Here is a 15,481-nt window from a genome sequence, read left to right on the forward strand (position 1 = left end):
TAGAACACTGAGGAGGCCCAACCATGAATCTCAATAAGTTTACCGTTAAATCGCAGGAAGCTTTGCAATCGGCCCAAACCAAGGCCGTCAAATACGGGCATGTGGAGGTGGACGGGGAACATCTTCTGGCGGCACTGCTGGAACAACCCGAAGGCTTGGTGCCGCGGCTTTTGAAACGCATGGATGTTCCTTTGAGTGCGGTGCAAGAGGATGTGGTGGAGGCGTTGGAAAAGAAGCCGCGCGTGAGCGGCCCCGGCGCGGAACCGGGCAAGGTCTACATCACGCAGCGCCTCAATAAACTGCTGGTCAAGGCCGAAGAAGAGGCTCGCCACCTCAAGGACGACTACGTCTCGGTGGAACACCTTCTTCTGGCTTTTGTGGACGAAGGCACCTCGACGCCTTCCGGCCGTGTGCTCAACAAACACGGCGTGACGCGAGACGCCGTGCTCAAAGCGCTTACGGCCGTTCGAGGCCACCAACGGGTGACCTCAGCAGATCCGGAATCCACCTACGAGGCCCTGCAGAAATACGGCCGGGATCTCGTGCAGGAAGCTCGCAGCGGAAAACTGGATCCCGTCATCGGCCGAGACGGTGAAATCCGTCGGGTTATTCGCATTCTCAGTCGAAAAACCAAGAACAATCCCGTGCTCATCGGGGAACCCGGTGTGGGCAAGACGGCCATCGTGGAAGGATTGGCCCATCGCATCGTGCGCGGCGATGTCCCAGAGGGGCTTAAGGACAAGACCATTTACGCTCTGGATTTGGGAGCTCTGGTGGCTGGGGCCAAGTACCGAGGGGAGTTTGAAGAGCGACTTAAGGCCGTGTTGCAGGAGATCAAGGAATCCGAAGGCCGCATTCTGCTCTTTATTGACGAGTTGCACAACATCGTCGGGGCCGGAAAGGCAGAAGGGGCCATGGATGCCGGCAACATGCTTAAACCCATGCTGGCCCGCGGAGAACTCCATTGCATTGGGGCCACGACCCTGGATGAATACCGCAAGTACATCGAAAAAGATGCGGCGCTGGAGCGCCGTTTTCAGCCGGTGCTGGTGGATCAGCCGTCGGTGGAGGACACCATTTCCATTTTGCGAGGCCTTAAGGAGCGCTTTGAAGTGCATCACGGCGTCAAGATTCAGGACAGCGCCCTGGTGGCCGCGGCGGTGCTTTCCAACCGCTATATTTCCGACCGGTTTCTTCCCGACAAGGCCATCGATTTGGTGGATGAAGCCTGTGCCATGATTCGCACGGAAATCGATTCCATGCCGGCGGAACTGGATGAGGTGACGCGGCGGGTGATGCAGCTGGAAATCGAGGAAGCCGCCCTGAAAAAGGAACGGGACAAGGCCAGTCAGGAACGCCTGGAAAATCTTCGCAAGGAATTGGCCGAATTGCGGGAAAAGGCCGGGGCCATGAGGGCCCAGTGGGAAGCGGAAAAGGAAGCCATTAAGAGGGTGCAAACGCTTCGGGAAGACATCGAGCGAGTGCGTCACCAGATCGAAATCGCCGAACGGCAGTACGACCTGAATCGCGCGGCCGAACTCAAGCACGGTCGCTTGCCCGAACTGGAGCGGCAGCTCAAAGCCGAAGAAGAACGATTGAGCGCGCAGCAGGGCGGAAACCGCCTGCTGCGGGAGGAAGTGACCGACGAGGAGATCGCAGAGATTGTTTCCCGTTGGACGGGCATTCCGGTCTCGCGTTTGGTGGAAGGGGAGAGGGAAAAGCTGTTAAAATTGGACGAAGTGCTTCACCGCCGCGTCGTGGGCCAGGATGAGGCGGTGCAGCTGGTGGCGGATGCGGTGCTGCGAGCCCGTTCCGGTATCAAGGATCCGCGACGTCCCATCGGTTCCTTTATCTTCCTTGGCCCTACGGGCGTTGGCAAAACGGAACTGGCCAAAACTCTGGCGGAAGCCCTCTTTGATTCGGAAGACAACCTGGTGCGCATCGACATGAGCGAATACATGGAAAAGCACACGGTGTCGCGCCTCATCGGTGCGCCTCCGGGCTATGTGGGCTACGAAGAAGGGGGGCAACTCACGGAAGCTGTGCGACGCAAGCCCTACAGCGTCATCCTTTTCGACGAGATTGAAAAGGCGCACCATGACGTCTTCAACGTGCTCTTGCAGATCCTCGACGACGGGCGGCTCACGGACGCTCAAGGCCGCACGGTGGATTTCAAGAACACGGTCATCATCATGACCAGCAACATCGGATCCCAATATCTTTTGGATGGTGTGACCGACCGTGGTGAAATCGAGGAGCACGCGCGGGAAAGGGTCATGGCGGATCTGCGACGCCATTTTCGGCCGGAATTCCTGAACCGTGTGGACGACATCGTCTTGTTCAAACCGCTCACCCTGGATGAAGTGAAAAACATTGTGGGGCTGCTCACCAAGGACTTGGAGCGGCGCCTCAAGGACCGTCGCATACGGTTGGAAATCGGCGAAGAGGCTCGCGAGTGGCTTGCTCGAGCGGGGTACGATCCGGTCTACGGGGCGCGGCCTCTCAAAAGGCTGTTGCAAAGGGAGCTGGAAACGCGCATCGGCCGAGCCCTTATTGCGGGAGACATTTTGGAAGGGGCGACGATTCAGGTCCATGTCAAAGACGGCCGCTTGGACGTCGCTCATGTGAACCCGCTGAATGCCGACGCCGCCTAACCACCGGGATGCCGTGACCACCGTGTGCGTGAAGGAGGACCCTTTTCAAGAGGAGCCTCAGGGGTTATGCCTGTCAAACAGGTGATCTTCCCGGTTGCACACGCTGAGGAAGCCGCAGGCCTTCTTGGTGTGGACATGATGGGCTGCTTGGCTGGCAACAAAGGCTTTCGCCCCGGTCGCGCAGACATGGCTTCGTTCCCGGGAGTGCGGCCTGCGGCCCGCCTGACGTGCCGGCATCGCGCTTGCGCTCCCCGGGGCGATCAAAGTGCCTTGACGTGCCAAAGGCGGCCGTATCAAAGGAGCCGTTCATGAAAGACCTTTCTTTGGCCTCCAACGCGACCTACATCGAAGAACAGTATCATCGATGGCACGCCAATCCTCAGAGCGTTCCTGAGGATTGGCGATGGTTTTTTGAAGGTTTTTCCTTGGGGGTGGCTTCGGAAGTCGCGCCGTCGGTCGAAGCGGTGGCCGGTCCCGAAGATATCCATCGTCACATTCGCGTGGCGGAGCTCATTCGGCGTTATCGCGAACTGGGCCACCTGCTGTCCTGCGTGGATCCCTTGGAACCCTGCGCTCTGGAGCATCCCTTGCTCACTCTCGAAGCCTGTGGGCTGGAAGCAGCGGACCTGGACCGCGTGTTTTTCACTCCGGAAATTGCTTTCTGGGACAAGGCCCTTCTGCGGGATGTGGTGGCCTTGATGAAGGAAACCTATGCCGGCTCGGTGGGTGTGGAATTCATGCACCTCACGGATGCGGAAGAGAGGCGCTGGTTGCAGGAACGCATGGAATCGACCCGCAATCATCCGCCATTTTCCACGGAAGAACGCCTTCACATTTTAAAAAAGCTCTGGCAAGCCAACCGCTTTGAGCAATTCTTGCACAAGACGTATTTGGGCCAGAAGAGGTTTTCCCTGGAGGGAGCCGAGACCGTAGTGCCCATGCTGGACGGCCTCATTCGCCATGCGGCCGTGCAGGGCTGTGAGACTTTGGTTTTGGGAATGGCGCATCGAGGCCGGCTCAACGTGCAGGTGAACGTCCTGGGGAAAAGCCCTGCCGCGGTTTTTTCGGAATTTGAAGAAAGCTGCGATACGGAATCGGAAACAGGCAGTGGTGACGTCAAATATCATAAAGGGTTTACGGGCTGGGTGAGCGTCTCCGAAGACGGCCTCAAAAAGGTGCGAACGCTTCTCCTTCCCAACCCGAGCCATCTTGAATCCGTGAACCCCGTGGTGGAAGGCTTGGCCAGAGCCCTGCAAGACGCTTTGGACCATCGCGGCACAGACCGGGTTTTGCCGGTGCTTATTCACGGCGACGCGGCCTTTGCCGGCCAAGGCGTGGTCTATGAAACCCTGAATCTATCCCAGTTGGCCGGGTACCGCACCGGAGGCACCCTTCACCTCGTGATCAACAACCAGATTGGCTTCACCACCGTGCCGCAGGAAGCGCGATCGACGCGCTATGCCACCGATGTGGCCAAAATGCTTCCGGCCCCCGTTTTTCACGTGCACGGAGAAGACCCGGAAGCGGCGGTGCACGTGATGCAATTGGCCTGTGATTACCGGTACCGATACGGCAAGGACGTGGTCATCGACGTGGTCTGCTATCGCCGATATGGGCATAACGAAGGAGATGAACCCTATTACACCCAGCCGACCATGGTGGAAAGAATTCGCCGACGCCCTCCCGTCAATGAGCTCTACGCGGCGCGGCTGCAAGAAGCGAAGGTGGTCTCGGCGGATCAAATTGAGGAATTGGAAAAAAACACCCTGGCCGGCCTGGAAAATGCTCTCAAGGAAGCCCGAGCCACCGGCTGTGTGCTGGCTGAGGACTTTGGACTGGAAGCGTGGAAAAGGGCAGCGACAAAAGAAAAATCTTACGCGGAAGGCGTCCCGACGGCCGTTTCCGCCGAACGCCTTCTGGCCATTGCTCGAGCGACCCACACTTACCCCGCCGGTTTTCATGTCAATCCCAAGCTGGAAAAAATCCTTGATAAGCGGCGGGAAAAAGTGGAATCGGGAAAAGATCTGGACTGGTCCACCGGAGAACTTCTGGCTCTGGGATCCCTACTTCTGGAAGGCCATCCAGTGCGCTTGAGCGGTCAGGATTGTGGCCGCGGCACCTTTAGTCATCGACACGCGATTCTCTATGATGTCCAGAGCGAAGAGACCTATGTGCCCCTCAATCACCTGGCGGCGACCCAGGCGCCCTTCGTGGTGGTCAACAGCAGCTTGTCCGAATACGCCGTGTTGGGTTTCGAATACGGTTATTCCTTGAGGGATCCGTCCACGCTGGTGCTCTGGGAAGCGCAGTTCGGGGATTTTGCCAACAATGCCCAAACCATCATCGATCAGTACGTCTGCGCTGCGGAAGCCAAGTGGAACGTCTCCAGTGGCCTGGTCCTGCTCCTTCCTCACGGATATGAAGGCATGGGGCCGGAACATTCCAGCGCTCGATTGGAACGGTACCTGCAACTGAGTGCCCAGAACAATGTGCGGGTCTGTCAACCCACTACGCCAGCCCAGTTCTTTCATCTTGTGCGCCGCCAAGCGCTTCATCCTCACAAGAAACCCCTGGTGGTCATGACCCCGAAAAGCCTCCTTCGGCATCCTCAAGCCGTCTCGCCTCTCAGCGACTTCGTGGGCGGCCGTTTTGAATCGGTCTTGGATGATCCGCACGCGCCCCCTTTGCCCACCTATGGCATCCTGTGTACGGGCAAGGTCTACTATGACCTGGCGGCGTTTCGCGAAAAGGCGCAACGCGACGACGTGGTGCTTCTGCGCCTGGAGGAAATCTATCCATTTCCTGAAGAAAAGCTGAGCGCTTTGTTGGGTGCGTACGGTTCCGTGCGGCGTTGGGTCTGGGCGCAGGAAGAGCCGCAAAACATGGGGGCATGGTCTTTCGTGTGTCCGCTGCTGCACAAGTTGCTGGGAGAAAAGCCCACCTATGCGGGACGGCCGGCATCGGCGAGTCCCGCCACGGGATTTCATCGCCGCCACAAGGAAGAACAAGAAAGGCTTGTGGCAGAGGCTTTTCAGGACTCTTAAACTCCAAAGATGGAGTCGGTCATGGATCTCGATATTGTCATTCCGGAAGTGGGAGAATCCGTTCGTGAGGCCGTTCTGGCGGAATGGTTTGTCAAGCCGGGTGAGCGAGTCGGCAAGGGCACGGTACTTTTTGTTCTGGAAACGGACAAGGTAACCTTGGAAGTACCTGCGGACGCGGACGGCGTGGTGGAAATTCTGGTGCCTGCCGGACAAACGGTCACCGTGGGAACCGTGGTGGGTCGCCTTCGTGCGGAAGCTGAGACCATCCAGCCGGCGGAAACGGTAAAGACGGCACCTGAACCCGCCGAGGCCCCATTCGCGCCAACGCCGCCTGCACGCGAACCCGCCCAGGACCATGAACCCGTGGCAGCGGCGCCCGCCCCAGAGGTTCAAAAAGCCGCGGCGGTTTTGTCGACGCTTCGGCAGGAACAGGCCGAGGCTTCTTTGCCCTCGGACGATGTTTTCCCCTCCGTATCCAGACTGGCGTCCCAAATGGGCGTGGATCTCACCCAGGTTTCAGGGACAGGGCCGGGCGGAAGAATCACTCGAGGCGACCTCTTCCTGTTTTTGGAATCCCAAGGGCGTTTCGTTACCCCGTCTTTTTTCGCCTCCACCGGCGTTCCGGGCAAGGAATCGCCGCCCACAATCCTTGAAAAGAAAGAGTCTCCAGTGCCATCCCTCATCAAGGATGGACGTGATGTGCCGCCTCAGGCCGGTGTTCAGGAGAACGGCGAAGAGACGCGCAAGCCCATGAGCCCCATTCGCAAGCGCATTGCGCAAAGGCTTCTCCAGGCCAAACAGACCACGGCCATGCTCACCACCTTCAATGAAGTGGATATGAGCCGCGTGGTGGAGTTTCGGCGCCGATACAAGGAGGCGTTCAAAAAGAAGTACGGCGTGTCGCTGGGGTTCATGAGCTTTTTCGTCAAGGCCTGTGTGCAGGCCCTTAAAGAAATTCCAGAGGTCAACGCCTTTATCGACGGGGAAGACATCGTGTACCACCGCCATGTGCACATGGGCATTGCGGTGGGCGCGCAACGTGGGTTGGTGGTGCCCGTCATTCGGTACGCGGATCGTTTGAGCTTTGCGGATATTGAAAAGGCCATCGATGATTTTGTTCAGAAAATTCAAGCGAATCGACTGCAGTTGCGCGATCTTGAAGGGGGAACCTTTACCATCAGCAACGGCGGTATCTACGGATCCCTACTGAGCACGCCCATTCTGAATCCTCCTCAGAGCGCCATTCTGGGGTTGCACAAGATCGAAGATCGGCCCATCGCCCTGAACGGCCAGGTGGTCATTCGACCCATGATGTATGTGGCTTTGAGCTACGACCATCGCCTTATTGACGGCCGTGAAGCGGTGACCTTTCTACGAAGGGTCAAGGAAGGGATCGAAGAGCCAGAGCGGCTGCTCGTGGGCATTTGAGTCTGAGGGGTGAAAGGGGAGTCCGAGATGGCGGAAAATCAATTCGACCTGTGTGTCCTCGGTTCAGGGCCGGGGGGCTACGTGGCCTGCGTGCGCGCAGCCCAATTGGGCATGAAGACGGTCTGCGTGGAAAAGGACGAACGCCTGGGCGGCGTCTGTTTGAATGTGGGCTGTATTCCCAGCAAAGCGCTTTTGGATTCCAGCGAGTTCTATGATCTGGCTCGTCAAAGGTTTGCCGAACACGGCATCGGGTTTGAGGGGCTGAGCCTTGATCTGGCGGCCATGATGGCGAGAAAAGACAAAGTGGTGCACGAGCTCACGGAAAACGTGCGCAAGCTTTTGGAACGCCATCATGTGTCGGTCATTCACGGAACAGGACGGCTGACGGGACCCGGCCGCGTGGTGGTGGACCTTGCGGATTCTTCCAAAGACCCGGTGGAACTGAGAGCCCGTTCGGTGATTTTGGCCACAGGCAGTGAACCTGTGGCCGTGCCCCAGGTGACCTATGACGGCCAGTGGATTGTGTCCTCCACCGAGGCGTTGGCGTTTGCCGAGGTGCCCCAAAGGCTTGGCATCATCGGCGGAGGCTACATCGGGCTGGAATTGGGATCGGTGTGGAACCGCTTGGGATCGCACGTTACCGTCATGGAAATGCTTCCCCGCATTGCGACGCTTTTGGATGCCCAAGTGTCTCGATCCTTGGAACGCTTCTTGCGACGGCGCGGTTTTCGATTCCTTTTGGAAAGCCGCGTGCTGAAAGCTTCGGTGGAACAGGGGGAAGTGGTCGTGCGCGTGCAGACCAAGGAAGGGGAAGAACGGCTCGTCTTTGACCGCCTTTTAGTCGCCGTGGGCCGTCGGCCCCGCACGCGAGGCTTGGGTCTGGAGGCCGTGGGGATCGCCATGCATGACAAAACAGGGCATGTTTTGGTGAATGCGCGGTATCAGACCAGCGTCCCCGGCATTTATGCCATCGGGGATCTCATCGCCGGCCCTGCTCTGGCCCACAAGGCGTCCGCGGAAGCCATTGCGTGCGTAGAAGGCATGGCCGGCATGGACAGCGAAGTGAACTATGATGCGGTTCCCGCCATCATTTACACATGGCCAGAAGTGGCCGCGGTGGGCAAAACGGAAGAAGAACTGCGAGCTCAAAACGTGCCTTACTGTGTGGGGACTTATCCCTTCACCGGGGCAGGCCGCGCCCGATGCATGGGGGAAACCGAGGGGTTCGTCAAGGTGCTTTCGCACGCGGCCTCCGGCCGCATTTTGGGAGTTCACATCATCGGCCCTCGAGCGTCGGACATGATCGCCGAGGCGGTGCTTGCCATGGAATGCGGGGTTACGGCCGCCCATGTGGGCCGCATCATGCACGGACACCCCACGTTTTCCGAAGCGCTTCAGGAAGCGGCGCGAGTGGCCACGGCCTGCGCCATCTATGGCAAGGATTGATCTCTGAAAAAGGCGACGGTGCGTCTTTCGGACCAGATGAAGCCGTCAGGGGAAAAGTCGTAGAAACCCACGTGGCTTCCATGACGTGGTGTTTCCAAGAACAGATAAGGGTTGCGATAAGCTTCCTGGTACGGAAAGCATTCCGGACTGAGAAAAGGATCGTCCAAAGCGTTCACGATCAGCGTGGGCACGGTGATGGAATTCAAGAATGGTTTGGAGCTAGCCTTGGCATAATAGTCTTGGGCGTCTCGAAATCCGTGCAAAGGAGCCGTGTATCGGTTGTCGAAATCTTCAAAGGTGACGATGCGCTCATAGCCCCTCGTGTTCAGTGTTTCCGGAAAAAGGTCTTCCTTGGCTTCAATCTTTTTGCGAAGCCTTTTGAGAAATCGTTTGAGATAGATGCGGTTGGAGGGCCGTGAGATGGCTTTGGCCGATGCAGCCAAATGGCACGGCACGGAAAAGACAGCCGCCGCTCGAAGCTGCGGTGGGACACGGCGAGCGCTCTCTCCGAGATATTTTAAAATCAAGTTTCCTCCCAAACTGAACCCCACCAGCACCACGGCGTCATAGCATGGCCGTTCCAAAACATGTTTCACAACCTCATCTAAATCCTGCGTAAATCCGCTATGATAAAAAAAAGGTTTTCGATTGGGTTCTCCGCTGCATCCTCGATAATTGAGGGCGCACACGTCCCAACCTGCTCTATTGAGCGCTCGGGCCATGCCCAACACATAGGGCCGGCGCGAGTGCCCTTCCAGGCCATGGCATAAAATACAAACAGAGGAAGAGCCGACGCGAGACCAGTCCAGATCGAGGAAATCGCCGTCAGATGTTTCCAGCCTTTCGCGCCTGTAGACGACACCGGGCACAAAGCGCACTTGGTTTGCTACGATCATTTGCAGATGAGGATTCCTTAAAAAGCGCGGCGCACAATAGCAGCACGGAAGCACCATCGGTTCCCCTCCGAGGATAAGCGAAACGCAAGCGGTTGGCCGGATTAGTATGAGGCGTTTTCATACACCGTGGCGCCCTCGTAAACAAGGGGCTTAAGTACGGTGAGTCTCCAAGGTGAGCGGCGCCTTGACTTTCACCTTACTTTCACTCTATGCTTTCGGAAAAAACGCTTTTTTTGAACAGGAGGTTTTTCATGAAACTGACGGCGGCACAAAAACGCGTCTACGATTTTCTGCAAGCCTACATGATCCTGCACGGCCATGCGCCGTCGTACGAGGAAATTCGAAAACACTTGGGGTTTCGGTCCTTGAATGCCGTCTACAAGCACGTGAAGCAATTGGAAGAGCGAGGCTATGTGCGAAGCCTTGGGAAAAACCGAAAGCGCGCTCTGGAACTCGTGGAACTTCGCAGCGGCGGAAGGTCCGTTCCTTTTTTGGGCGTGGTGGCCGCGGGTACTCCCATTGAAGCGGTGGAAGTGCCGGAGACGGTGGAGGTGCCCGAAAGCCTTTTGGCCGGCGGAGAACATTTCGCTCTGAGGGTTCGAGGCGATTCCATGATCGATGAAGGGATTCGGGAAGGCGACATTCTCATCGTCAAGAAGCAGCCAACCGCCGAAAACGGGCAGACGGTCGTGGCCTTGGTAGACGGGGAAGCGACGGTCAAGCGGTTTTTCCTGCACGATACGATGGTGGAGCTTCGGCCGGCCAACAGAGCTATGGCTTCTTTGATGGTGCCCGCGGACAGCGTCTCCATTCTCGGCGTTGTGGTTGGCTTGGTCCGACACTATCGGCATCGGTTGGGCCTATGAGGCATCCTGCACCGATGCTGATCGTCGTTGGAAACCCGATGCACCCAAACTGCTAGGGTGATCCGTTCTCGGCACTCCAAAAAATCTTCGTCACGACGCATGGCACCGAGGTTTTTTTGACCTGGCACGCAGCCTGCTTTAGGGAATGGGACGAAGCCGCTTGATCGGGCTTTGGTTTTTGAAGCTTGAGTCTAAAGGAGGACATGCGATGCCAGGATTAGACAGAACAGGACCGTGGGGCATGGGTCCGCGAACGGGTCGAGGCTTGGGCTGGTGCGCTGGGCCGGCGGGAGCGGGGCCGAGGACTGCGGCCTATGGATGGGGCTTCGGCCGTGGCGGCCGAGCTCGAGGAATGCGTTGCGGTTGGGGCCCTTGGGGTGCGTTGTGGCGAGGTCCACTGGGTCTTGGATGGGGCTGGTTTGGCGCTCGCCCACTGAGCCGCGAGGAAGAGCTTCAGTGGCTCAAAAATGAAGCGGCGTCTTTGGAACACGCCTTGGAACAGGTTCGAAAAACCATGGCGTCTTTGGAACAGGAAGGCCAGGCGTAATGTCAACCCAGGTTTGTCATGCTCAACGCTAGGTCGACCCGATGATTCGGGGAGTCTTTTTCCTTCACAGCGTGTCCATCTTCCTGCTCACTTATTTCCTTCAGCGTCGCGCTCTTGAACACCACAAGGATCTCTTCGACGGGGCAGGCCTCTGTGCCTGCCCGTCCTCCGTGCCGAAGGTAAGGTTTGCCACTCGAAGTCGCCAGACTCTAGACGTGCCGACGATCTTGTCGGCGAAATTTTGGCGATGAGCGCCTTGGGTTTTTTTACGCGTTGGGCTTGCGTGCTGGTCTTCAACGGCGTCGAACATCTCCCAGGAAAGATGAAAGCATCAAGTCTTCGTTTATCCGCATCCTTCGAGCCGCGCAGGGTGTCGGCCATGGGCCGGAGCTTGGTTTTCTGTTTGAGAGCGGCGGCGCTTTTGAGTGCCTCTGAGTTGGTCTTTCGCTTTGCTTTGTTCGACCTCCAATGGACCTTGCTGCATCTGAATCGACGCCTCCGAACAGGAGCGGTGAGCCGTACCTGCAGCCGCAGCGATGGTCTTGCACGTTTCAACAAAACAGAATCTTAACATACTGAGTCACATCGACTCGCCGCTTGGTCGCAGCGGCTTGTCGCTGAAGTGCCATAAGCTCGATGGGATGCCCTGTGTCTGCGGTGCGGTAGCTCTCGCCTCAAGGCGGACATCGAAAAAGGTAACTATTCTGGATAATGAGTAAATCTTGACCCGTGCTGCCATTGCAGGCGACCGTGTGGAACACGGGCACCTTCTTTTCCGCAAACGCCACATACCATCTTCTTCACCCTCCAGAACGATAGACCAATCTTGTCTTCCGTATGCAGGGTCAGAACATACGGAAGTTAATGAATCTTTTCGAGAATTTGCTTCAAGGCGCCATGGAATGTGATCCGGAAAGGGAAGATTCTCATTCGCGGTCAGGGTTCTTTCCGGATCCGCCGCACTGGGGACACACGGCGTTAGCGTAATCGGCGCAGCACGCCCCGGGGCCAATGACGGGTTCGACGCCGCAGATGAGGCCCGTGCCTGCGCAGCGAGGACAAACGGCATGGCCTGCTGTGCTCGCTAGTTCCGAAGCGGGAATCTTGGCTTGGGGCGCGGAAACTTCCGAGTTTTTGTCCACTGTGCGCTCCTTTGTGTTGTTTGTTGGCTTTTCAAAACCACAGTGACACGTTAAAAACATGGAAACAAGGCCTTGGCGCCGAACGTTTGTCCACTTCAAAGCGTGGTGATTCGTCCATGCGTGCGCCCAAAGTTCTTTTTGTGGAAGACGACGCCTCTTTGCGGTTGACCCAGAGCCTCTATCTGGAACAGGAGGGCTTTGCGGTGGTGGTGGCGTCGAGCCGTTTCGAGGCGCGGCGGGCTTTGCGTGAGGAGGCCTTCGATGCCGTGGTGACAGACCTGCGACTGGGGGATGCCAGTGGCCTCGATGTGTTGGCCGATGTGCGGGAACTGAGGCCGGAAGCGGAAACGGTGGTCATCACGGGCTACGGGTCGGTGGAAAGCGCCGTGGAAGCCATGAAACGCGGCGCTTATGACTACTTGACCAAGCCAGTGGATCCGGAAGCGCTGGTTCGCGTTCTCAGAAAAGCCCTGGAGCGGCAGCGGTTGCGCCGGCAGGTGGATCACCTCACGCGCCGCTTCACGGAGGAAGCGGGGCTGAACCGCATTGTGGCGGAAAGTCCAGCCATGAAGGCCGTCATGGAACGGCTGGATGACGTGGCCGCCAGCGACGCCCCCGTGCTCATCGAGGGGGAAAGCGGCACCGGCAAAGAGCTTATGGCCAAGTGGATTCATCAGCGCAGTCGACGCGCAGTAGGGCCTTTTGTGGGCATCAATTGCGGAGCCCTGCCGGAAACCCTTTTGGAAACGGAACTCTTCGGGCATGTGCGCGGGGCTTTCACCGGAGCCCACCAGCCCAAGAAAGGGCTTTTTGAGGCGGCCGACGGCGGCACTCTCTTTCTGGACGAAGTGGGAGAGGTTTCTCCGGCCTTTCAGGTGAAGCTACTGCGAACCCTTCAGGAAGGAACCGTCCGCCGCGTAGGCTCGGTGAAGGAAACTCCTGTCGATGTGCGCATCATCGCCGCAAGCAACCAAGACGTGGCCCGCCTGGTTCAGGAAGGCCGTTTTCGGCAGGATCTTTATTACCGCATCAAGGTTGTCCCCATTGTCTTGCCTCCCCTGCGCGAGCGCCGCGAAGACATCCTGCCCCTGGCTCATTCCATATTGGAAAGGTTGAGTCGTCGCATGGGGCGCAAAGTCCCAGAGCTCACCGATCAGGCTTGCCGGCGCCTCCTCGACCATGCGTGGCCGGGCAATGTGCGCGAATTGGAAAACACGCTGGAGCGCGTGATGATCTTTTCCAGGGCAGATCGCATCGATGCCGGGGATCTTCTCTTGGAGCCTGTGGAATCCTCGATGGGTGTGACACCGGCTGTGCCGAGGCCTCAAGCCGCCTGTTCACCGAAAGAGATGAAAGAACCAGAAAGTTTTCAGGAACTTTCCTTGGCCGAAATGGAGCGGCGCCACATTTTGGCGGTCCTTCAGCGATGCGGCAACAACAGGACCAAAGCCGCCGCCGTGCTCGGCATCGGCACCAACACCCTTTGGAGAAAGCTGAAGAAATACGGCCATGAAGCCTCTTGAACAACGGGGTCTTCACAGTCTGACCCCCGAGACACTTCTCGCTGTACTGAACAGCATGGAAGACCAAATCTATGTGGTGGACCGCGATTATCGCATTCGGTTCATGAACTGGTCTTTGCGGCGCCATATGGGGGATGGTGAAGGGGCTCTGTGTCATGAATTTTTTGGGCACGACCGGGACACGTGCGACGAATGCCAACATGGCATGAGTTCCTTTGAACCGGAACGTCGCCGGGAATGGACCTCGCCGACGACGGGTCGCATCTACGAAGTGTCGGTATCGCCGGTGCACGGGCCTGACGGGAGTATCTTCAGGCTGCATATCATGCGCGACATCACGGAGCGCAAAGACCTGGAAAAGGCGCTTCAGGAGCATTCCAAATCGTTGGAAGCCAAAGTGCAGGAGCAAGCTCAAAGACTTTTTCGAAGCGAAAGATTATCGCTTCTAGGAGAAATCGCAGCCGGACTGGCCCATGAACTCCGCACCCCGCTCGGAGCCATTCTCACAGGGGTAAAGCTTTTGGAAAAAGAGCCCGTGGATCCTTCCCGCAGGGTCATGATTCTGGATTTGATCAAAAAAGAAACTGCTCGGCTCGAACGAAAACTCGCCGAGTTCCTGCAATACGCCAAGGGGCGCCTGCCGGGAAAGAAACCCACCGACGTCGGTCGGCTTTTGCACGATGTGGCAGCGCTACTCGCCGCCGACACTTCTTTGACCGGCCGGGTTCGCATTCGTGTGGAAGCGGCGCTGCACAGGGATCTTTTTCCCATGGACGCGGACCTCATGAAAGAAGTCTTGATCAACCTTGGCCAAAACGCCCTGCAGTCCCTCGGCGGTTCGGGGGAGCTGCTTTTCGAAGCTAAGCCCATTCCTGAAGGTCTGGAAATCCTGGTTCGAGACAACGGCCCGGGTATCGCCTCCGGCGACATGCCCCACATTTTCAAGCCGTTTTTTACGCGTCGCGCTGCGGGGACGGGATTGGGTCTGGCCATCTGCAAGGACATCGTCGAAGCCCACGGGGGCCGAATCACCGTGAGCAGTTTGCCCCATGTGCACACCACCTTTCGCATTCTTCTCCCCCGCTGATCCTTCCAATGTGGAAAGCACCCCCCACCAATCATTCCACGATGGAATACCCCGACCGGAAAAGGCAACCCGAGGCGGGGAAAACTCGAAGGTTTTTTGACAAGACCGTTTCCTGAAAAAGTGGCGATGGCCATGGGCCCGAGGCCGCGCAGGATTCGGCGGGCAGGCCGGGTGAAAATCTGGTATGCAATTTGCCTTAAAGCCATGCGCCGTCGAGAATGCATGCCGTGCCTTTTCATGCGGCGAAGAGATGACAAGAATGGCCGATGAAGACAGGGGTCTCGGCCAATCAAAAAAGGGAGGACGACCATGGCCGAAGTCAAGGAAAAGAAGCAGAAGGCGTACAATTTTCGTGATTTTTCCACGTGTGAGGCGACCATACAGATGCTGCAGAAGGCGGCGTCGGATGGGGTGGAGACGGCGTTTCAGCGGGCGGCGGAGATGAAGGCGTGTCCCATAGGGGCGGATTCGGCGTGTTGTAAGCATTGCGCCATGGGGCCGTGTCGGTTGAATCCGAAGGATCCATATTCGAAGGTTGGGGTGTGCGGGGCGACCATTGACACCATAGCGGCGAGGAATTTTGCGCGGATGGTGGCGTCGGGTTGTGCGTCGCATACGGACCATGGGATGACGATGCTGGATGTGTTTCGGGAGGTGGTGAACGGGAAGATTACGGACTACAAGATCAAGGACGAGGAGAAGCTTCGCAGCGTGGCTCAAAGCGTGGGGATTGAGGTGGAAGGCCGCGAGACCATGGAGATTGCGAAGGATCTTTATGAGGAGTTGGAGCGGACCTACACGCAGGTGGAGGGTGAGATTCCTTTTGTGAGCCGGGTGCCGGAGAAGAC

10 protein-coding genes and 1 pseudogene are annotated in these 15,481 nt (G+C 57.7%); 9 read left to right on the top strand and 2 right to left on the bottom strand.

Annotation, left to right across the window (positions count from 1 at the left end; all coding sequences use genetic code 11):
• The first annotated feature begins 23 nt into the window (after nucleotides 1-23).
• The 4 genes from clpB to lpdA all read left to right on the top strand — a co-directional run bounded on the left by clpB (nucleotide 24) and on the right by lpdA (nucleotide 8,572).
• The gene (clpB, locus tag EDC27_RS15665) at nucleotides 24-2,654 is read left to right on the top strand and encodes an ATP-dependent chaperone ClpB (protein WP_123291570.1); all 2,631 of its coding nucleotides are present in this window, start codon (nucleotides 24-26) and stop codon (nucleotides 2,652-2,654) included.
• Nucleotides 2,655-2,962: 308 nt separating this feature from the next.
• Nucleotides 2,963-5,698, top strand: a complete 2,736-nt coding sequence (locus EDC27_RS15675) for a 2-oxoglutarate dehydrogenase E1 component (protein WP_123291572.1) — start codon at nucleotides 2,963-2,965, stop codon at nucleotides 5,696-5,698.
• Between the two features lie 21 nt (nucleotides 5,699-5,719).
• Nucleotides 5,720-7,126: a 2-oxoglutarate dehydrogenase complex dihydrolipoyllysine-residue succinyltransferase gene (odhB, locus tag EDC27_RS15680; RefSeq protein ID WP_123291573.1), complete on the top strand. Its 1,407-nt coding sequence runs from the start codon at nucleotides 5,720-5,722 to the stop codon at nucleotides 7,124-7,126.
• 27 nt (nucleotides 7,127-7,153) lie between these two features.
• Nucleotides 7,154-8,572, top strand: a complete 1,419-nt coding sequence (gene lpdA, locus EDC27_RS15685) for a dihydrolipoyl dehydrogenase (protein WP_123291574.1) — start codon at nucleotides 7,154-7,156, stop codon at nucleotides 8,570-8,572.
• On the opposite strand, the gene EDC27_RS15690 is transcribed toward lpdA, so the two are convergent.
• Entirely contained in the window at nucleotides 8,557-9,468 is a 912-nt protein-coding gene (locus EDC27_RS15690; RefSeq protein ID WP_245994648.1) for a YheT family hydrolase, read from the bottom strand. The genes lpdA and EDC27_RS15690 overlap by 16 nt on opposite strands.
• A 251-nt stretch (nucleotides 9,469-9,719) precedes the next feature.
• Between EDC27_RS15690 and lexA the strand changes: the two genes are divergently transcribed.
• Nucleotides 9,720-10,334: a transcriptional repressor LexA gene (lexA, locus tag EDC27_RS15695; protein ID WP_170161873.1), complete on the top strand. Its 615-nt coding sequence runs from the start codon at nucleotides 9,720-9,722 to the stop codon at nucleotides 10,332-10,334.
• A 208-nt stretch (nucleotides 10,335-10,542) separates the two neighbouring features.
• A complete protein-coding gene (locus EDC27_RS15700; protein ID WP_123291577.1) occupies nucleotides 10,543-10,881 on the top strand; it encodes a DUF5320 domain-containing protein in 339 nt (112 codons plus the stop codon).
• Between the two features lie 926 nt (nucleotides 10,882-11,807).
• Here EDC27_RS15700 and EDC27_RS15710 read toward each other — a convergent pair.
• Nucleotides 11,808-12,023: a hypothetical protein gene (locus EDC27_RS15710; protein WP_123291579.1), complete on the bottom strand. Its 216-nt coding sequence runs from the start codon at nucleotides 12,021-12,023 to the stop codon at nucleotides 11,808-11,810.
• A gap of 116 nt (nucleotides 12,024-12,139) precedes the next feature.
• Here EDC27_RS15710 and EDC27_RS15715 point away from each other — a divergent pair, with 116 nt between their 5' ends.
• The 3 genes and pseudogenes from EDC27_RS15715 to EDC27_RS15725 form a co-directional block, all read left to right on the top strand.
• Nucleotides 12,140-13,546: a sigma-54-dependent transcriptional regulator gene (locus EDC27_RS15715; protein WP_123291580.1), complete on the top strand. Its 1,407-nt coding sequence runs from the start codon at nucleotides 12,140-12,142 to the stop codon at nucleotides 13,544-13,546.
• Nucleotides 13,533-14,633 (top strand): two-component system sensor histidine kinase NtrB, encoded by a 1,101-nt coding sequence (locus EDC27_RS15720; protein ID WP_123291581.1) that lies wholly within the window; start codon nucleotides 13,533-13,535, stop codon nucleotides 14,631-14,633. Before EDC27_RS15715 ends, EDC27_RS15720 begins: the two co-directional genes overlap by 14 nt.
• Nucleotides 14,634-14,942: 309 nt before the next feature.
• A pseudogene (locus tag EDC27_RS15725) lies at nucleotides 14,943-15,481 on the top strand (anaerobic carbon-monoxide dehydrogenase catalytic subunit); the annotation flags it as partial.

This window comes from Desulfosoma caldarium, assembly GCF_003751385.1.
GTDB classification, from domain to species: Bacteria; Desulfobacterota; Syntrophobacteria; order Syntrophobacterales; family DSM-9756; genus Desulfosoma; species Desulfosoma caldarium.

Excerpts from the sequence above, each read along its gene's own strand:
- lpdA (WP_123291574.1), top strand. The coding sequence starts at position 7,154 with ATGGCGGAAAATCAATTCGACCTGTGTGTCCTCGGTTCAGGGCCGGGG.
- odhB (WP_123291573.1), top strand. The coding sequence starts at position 5,720 with ATGGATCTCGATATTGTCATTCCGGAAGTGGGAGAATCCGTTCGTGAG.
- clpB (WP_123291570.1), top strand. The coding sequence starts at position 24 with ATGAATCTCAATAAGTTTACCGTTAAATCGCAGGAAGCTTTGCAATCG.
- EDC27_RS15700 (WP_123291577.1), top strand. The coding sequence starts at position 10,543 with ATGCCAGGATTAGACAGAACAGGACCGTGGGGCATGGGTCCGCGAACG.
- EDC27_RS15690 (WP_245994648.1), bottom strand. The coding sequence starts at position 9,468 with ATGATCGTAGCAAACCAAGTGCGCTTTGTGCCCGGTGTCGTCTACAGG.
- lexA (WP_170161873.1), top strand. The coding sequence starts at position 9,720 with ATGAAACTGACGGCGGCACAAAAACGCGTCTACGATTTTCTGCAAGCC.
- EDC27_RS15675 (WP_123291572.1), top strand. The coding sequence starts at position 2,963 with ATGAAAGACCTTTCTTTGGCCTCCAACGCGACCTACATCGAAGAACAG.
- EDC27_RS15715 (WP_123291580.1), top strand. The coding sequence starts at position 12,140 with ATGCGTGCGCCCAAAGTTCTTTTTGTGGAAGACGACGCCTCTTTGCGG.
- EDC27_RS15720 (WP_123291581.1), top strand. The coding sequence starts at position 13,533 with ATGAAGCCTCTTGAACAACGGGGTCTTCACAGTCTGACCCCCGAGACA.